This is a genomic window from Sphingomonas sp. (assembly GCF_964263785.1).
In the GTDB taxonomy this organism is placed as follows: Bacteria; Pseudomonadota; Alphaproteobacteria; order Sphingomonadales; family Sphingomonadaceae; genus Sphingomonas.
The window spans coordinates 1-4,410 of the sequence record NZ_CAXVWL010000042.1 but is presented as its reverse complement, the minus strand read 5'-3'; the positions used below and the strand labels follow the sequence as shown (position 1 = coordinate 4,410).

The following is a 4,410-nucleotide window of genomic DNA, read 5'->3' as shown; positions in this document are numbered from 1 at the left end:
GACGGTTCCCAGCTGCTGTTCGACCTCATCGAAGCATGCCTCGACCGCGACTTCGTCACGCGCGTCGCTCCGTAGCGCCAATGCGCGGCGGCCGGCTGCCCGTACCGCATCGGCGGTTTCGCGCGCGCCGTCCTCGTCGTGAAGATAGGTCACCGCGACATCGGCGCCGGCTGCCGCCAACGCCTTGGCGCATGCCGAGCCGATCCCCGAGTCACCGCCCGTGACCAGAGCCACCCGGCCGACCAGCGTTCCCGCGAACATGGTTGGATGCGTTTCGTCGGACATCGCTTGTCTCCTGGTCTGGTGAGAGCATGATCGCTCAGGTTCTCGCGGGATCGAATGCCCGGCCGGTCAGGCTTTCTTCCCACGCCGATGCGAAGCCCCGCTTGCAGTCGATGATGACCGCCTCGAGATCGCGATCGTAAAGCGAATCCGGCACGTCCTCGGAGAAGATCTCGACGACGTATGGCAGTTCATAACCCGTCGCGCGCGTCGCCCGGATCAGCTCGGCGAGCGGAATGTCTCCGGCCCCCGGCACGATGCGATCGGCGAACGATCGCGGCGTGCGCCAATCGCTCGCCTGAACCGTGAAAATTTTCGCGCCAGCGCGGGCAATCTGCGCCGTAACCCCGGGGTTCTGCCAGATGTTCCAGTAATCAAGGCAGAGGCCCACCCGATCGCTACCGGCGCGGTCGATCACCTCCAACGCCTGGTCGATCGTCCAGATGGCGCTCTCGACATTCACCGAAGTCGGATTGAGCGGCTCCAGCGCCAGCAGGACGCCGTTGTCGGCGGCGACCTTCGACAGCTCGCCCAGACGATCCCCCACGATCCGCATCGCCTCGGCCATGTCGCCGCGCGGATGCGCGCCGGTGTTGGTGATGAACGGCACGCCAGGCGCGAAGCGGCCGAGGCGCTCGATCGACCCGCGAAGGGCCGCCACGCGTTCATCCACTCCCTTCGGATCCGGCGTCATCCGGCTGGCGAAGAAGGTGCGCACCTTCGGTTGCACCCCGCTGATGTCGAGGCCAGCAGGGCCGATCGACTCCATCTGTTCGGCGAAGCGATGGTCGTCGAGCTTGGCCTCGACCACCTCGATGGTGTCGACGCCGAGCCTGGCGTAGCGCGTGACATCGTCCTCGAACGACCATGGCTGCGTCGTGAACTCGCTGATCCCGAAGCGGTAGCCCCCGTCAATCATGACAAACCCCTTTGCGCGCCACCGGCGGTCGGTCGCCGACATGGCAGGTCCGAGGGATCCCCGACGTGCCGACATCGAGCCTCATCAGTGCCCCCGCGTGAGGCTCGCGCATGCGCTGCGCCTCGCTCAGCCCGTCGCACGCGCTGGTCACATAAAGCGTAGTCAGGCCCTTGCCGCCGAACGCGCACATCGTCGGCTGGCTGACCGGTAGCTCGATGTCGCGATCGATCGTACCGTCAGGGTGGTAGCGACGCACCCTGCCGCCACCGTGCAGCGCGCACCAATAGCCGCCCTCGACATCAACGGCGGCGCCGTCCGGAATGCCCGCCTCTTTCTCGACCGTGGCGAAGAGACGCCGGTCTGAGAGCGATCCGGTATCGGAATCGTAACCGTAGGCGAACACCTGTCGCGGGTAGCTGTGCGACAGATAGAAGGTGCGACCGTCTGCGCTCCAGGCCATGCCGTTGTGCAGATCCGAACAATCGTCCACCGCCAGCAGGCCGCCGCCCAGCGTGAAGCTGTGAAGCGCGCCCTTCTGAGCAGGAGGCTTGCCATTTAGGGGGTCGAACATCACGCCGATCCAGAAACGGCCGGCCGCGTCGCACGCGCCTTCATTGTAGCGGAACAAGGCCGGGTCGAAGGTCGGTTCGGTCAGCCGAACCAGCTCGCCGCTCTGCAGATCGAGCCGATGTAGCCCGTGGCGCAGGGCAACCACCACCCCGCCATCGCGGGTCAGTGCGAAACCACCGACATCGCCCGTCAGCATCCAGCCGCGGTTCTCACCCGTCGCGGGATCGAAACGGTAGAGCGCAGGCGCTTTCACGTCGATCCAGTAGAGCGCCTGCTCGTCGGCGGCCCAGGTCGCCGACTCGCCGATGGTGGCATGCGCATCGAGCACGATCTCGATGCTCATCGCGCCCGCTCCTTCAACTCGCCCCGTTTCGCCATGCGTCCGATCCGATCCGCCATCCGCAGGGCAAGCGCGTAGATCGTCAGCGAGGGATTGACCCCGCCGACGGTCGGGAACACCGATCCGTCGCAGATCCACAGGTTCGGGATGTCCCAGCTGCGGCCGTCCGCGTCGACGACGCTGGTTTGCGGGTCGGCGCCCATCCGCGCGGTGCCGCCCAGATGGTTGCTGTCGTCGGGTTGTTCAAAGATGTCCTCGGCGCCGATCGCCTCGATCGAGGCGCGCATCTGCGTCAGCGAATGCGCGATCAGCGCCTTGTCGTTGTCGCCCCAGCCGAAAGTGATCTTCGCGACCCGCAGCCCGTACTGGTCGAGGTCGTCGGCCAGCGTCACTGCGTTGCGCTCGTCCGGCAGCGTCTCGCCGACCATCTTCACGCCGATCATGTGGTTGTAGTCGCGCATCGCCTCGCGAAGCGGGGCGCCCCACAGCCCGCGCGCGCCGGTCAGCACCGACGCCCACTCGTTCGGCAGCGGCCCCTGGCCGAGCCAGAGATAGCCGCCGTGGAAGTCCTTGGCGTCGTCGTAGTTCCAGTGCTCGGTGATGGCGAGGCTGGGCGGCCCCTTGTACCAGCGCACCGGCGCGTCCATCCGGCCCCAGACCGCGGCGTTGGACTGGGTCATGAAGTTCTTGCCGACCAGCCCCGACGAGTTCGCGAGGCCGTCGGGAAACCTGTCGTCGGCGGAGTTCAGGAGCAGTCGCGGCGTCTCGATGGCATAGCCGGCGACGACGACGTTCTTCGCGCGCTGGAAGTGCCACTTGCCGTCGCGGTGATAATGGACGCCGGTCGCGCGGCCGTCCTTGCCGGTCTCGATGCGCCCGACCATCGCGAGGTCGCGGATCTCGGCGCCGGCGCTGACCGCGCGCGGAATGAATACCGTCAGCACCGAGCGCTTGGCGTTGGTCGAGCAGCCGAACCGGCAGAAGCCGCGATAGACGCATGGCGGGCTCTTGCCGTTGGCGTCGCGATAGGGTGCCGAGAGCGTCGCGAGCGGCGTCTCCGTCCAGCCGATCCCGGTTTTCTCCGCGCCCGCCGCCAGCAACTTGCCCGCGCCGTTCAGTTCGTGCGCGCGATAGGGGTAACGCGGGCGCTTGGGGCCCCATGGATAGGTAAGTGGGCCGGAGATGGTCAGCTGACGCTCCGCCTCGGCGTACCAGTGCCACATCTCCTCCCAGCCGATCGGCCAGTCGACGCCGTAGCCGAGGCTGGTGCGCGCCGTGAACCATTCGGGGCGGAAGCGGACGGCGACCATCGCATAGTGGACGGTCGATCCACCTACCGCCTTGCCGGAATTGTTGCCGCCCATCTTGACCGGGTTCGCGCCGGCGACGACCCGCCGGTCGGTCCAGTAGAGTTGGCTTTGCGCGGTCTCGTCCGACGCAAAGTCCTCGAGCGGACGGAACCAGGCACCGGCATCGAAGGCGACGACGGAGAAACCCTGCTCGGCCAGCCGCGCGGCGAGCGTGCCGCCGCCCGCGCCCGTGCCGACGATCGCGAAGTCGACCTCCTCGTTCTCCGGATACTGGCGCATCGGCACCCAGCCGCCTTCGTTCAGGACGTCGGGCGCCTGCCCGTCGCGACCGCGCGGGGCGAGGCCGGGGTCAGACCACATGGCCGTTCGCGATCCTGGCGAGCGTCTCGTGTCCGGGGGTCGCCTCCGCCGCCTCCCACGCGTCGCGCCGGTCGCCGTCGAGTCGAACATAGCCGCGCGGAGAGGCGGGGCCGCCGAACCCGATCTCGCTCCACGCCTGCGGCAGCGAATAGAAGAGCGCGGGAAGGTCGACGAGCACGCGCCGCTCGAAGAACTTGCTCGGCGACAGTGATCGCCAGGCGCCGGACGGCTCGTCCACGGTGCGCATCGCCTCGATCAGCGCATCCTGCGCGGGCTCGCCCAGCGCCGCGAAGCGCCGTCCGTCGTGACGCTCGCCGGCGTCGGCCTCGATCGCCGCCAGACCGATCCGCCACGCCTCGCGCATATAGGGCATGTCGTCGTCGCGCGTGCCGTCGCCGTCGTCGGCCAGCAGCTTGGCGTCGAGCAGCGCGACCAACGGGACCTCGACCTCCCCCGGCACGATGCGCCGGCACAGCGCGTCGGCGGTCGCCCATTCGGCGCGCGTGAGGAAACGCGGCGTGCGCGGCGTCGCCAGCCGCGCGTCGACCACCGCGCGCGTCCGCTCGTTCCACGACGGCGTGTCGCGCTTGGCGAGCACGTCATAGCCGGGATAGGTCGGCTTGCCGCTC

General features: G+C 68.3%; 5 protein-coding genes. All 5 read right to left on the bottom strand.

What is annotated here, in order from left to right:
- Positions 1-285: SDR family NAD(P)-dependent oxidoreductase (locus tag ACE5C1_RS05480; RefSeq protein ID WP_374943052.1), on the bottom strand; the 285-nt coding region annotated here is incomplete at its 3' end.
- A gap of 34 nt (positions 286-319) precedes the next feature.
- Positions 320-1,243 carry a sugar phosphate isomerase/epimerase family protein gene (locus ACE5C1_RS05475; protein ID WP_374943051.1) on the bottom strand — a complete coding sequence of 308 codons (924 nt, stop codon included), beginning with the start codon at positions 1,241-1,243 and terminating at the stop codon, positions 320-322.
- Positions 1,194-2,114, bottom strand: coding sequence for an SMP-30/gluconolactonase/LRE family protein (locus ACE5C1_RS05470; RefSeq protein WP_374943050.1), 921 nt, complete (start codon positions 2,112-2,114; stop codon positions 1,194-1,196). Before ACE5C1_RS05470 ends, ACE5C1_RS05475 begins: the two co-directional genes overlap by 50 nt.
- Entirely contained in the window at positions 2,111-3,781 is a 1,671-nt protein-coding gene (locus ACE5C1_RS05465; RefSeq protein WP_374943049.1) for a GMC family oxidoreductase, read from the bottom strand. The genes ACE5C1_RS05470 and ACE5C1_RS05465 overlap by 4 nt, the downstream gene beginning before the upstream one ends.
- A partial coding sequence (locus tag ACE5C1_RS05460) for a gluconate 2-dehydrogenase subunit 3 family protein (RefSeq protein ID WP_374943048.1) occupies positions 3,771-4,410 on the bottom strand: 640 nt, incomplete at its 5' end. The genes ACE5C1_RS05465 and ACE5C1_RS05460, both read right to left, overlap by 11 nt.

What these genes read in the sequence shown, in the direction of transcription:
- ACE5C1_RS05475 (WP_374943051.1), bottom strand. Translation starts at nt 1,243, where the DNA reads ATGTCGGCGACCGACCGCCGGTGGCGCGCAAAGGGGTTTGTCATGATT.
- ACE5C1_RS05465 (WP_374943049.1), bottom strand. Translation starts at nt 3,781, where the DNA reads ATGTGGTCTGACCCCGGCCTCGCCCCGCGCGGTCGCGACGGGCAGGCG.
- ACE5C1_RS05470 (WP_374943050.1), bottom strand. Translation starts at nt 2,114, where the DNA reads ATGAGCATCGAGATCGTGCTCGATGCGCATGCCACCATCGGCGAGTCG.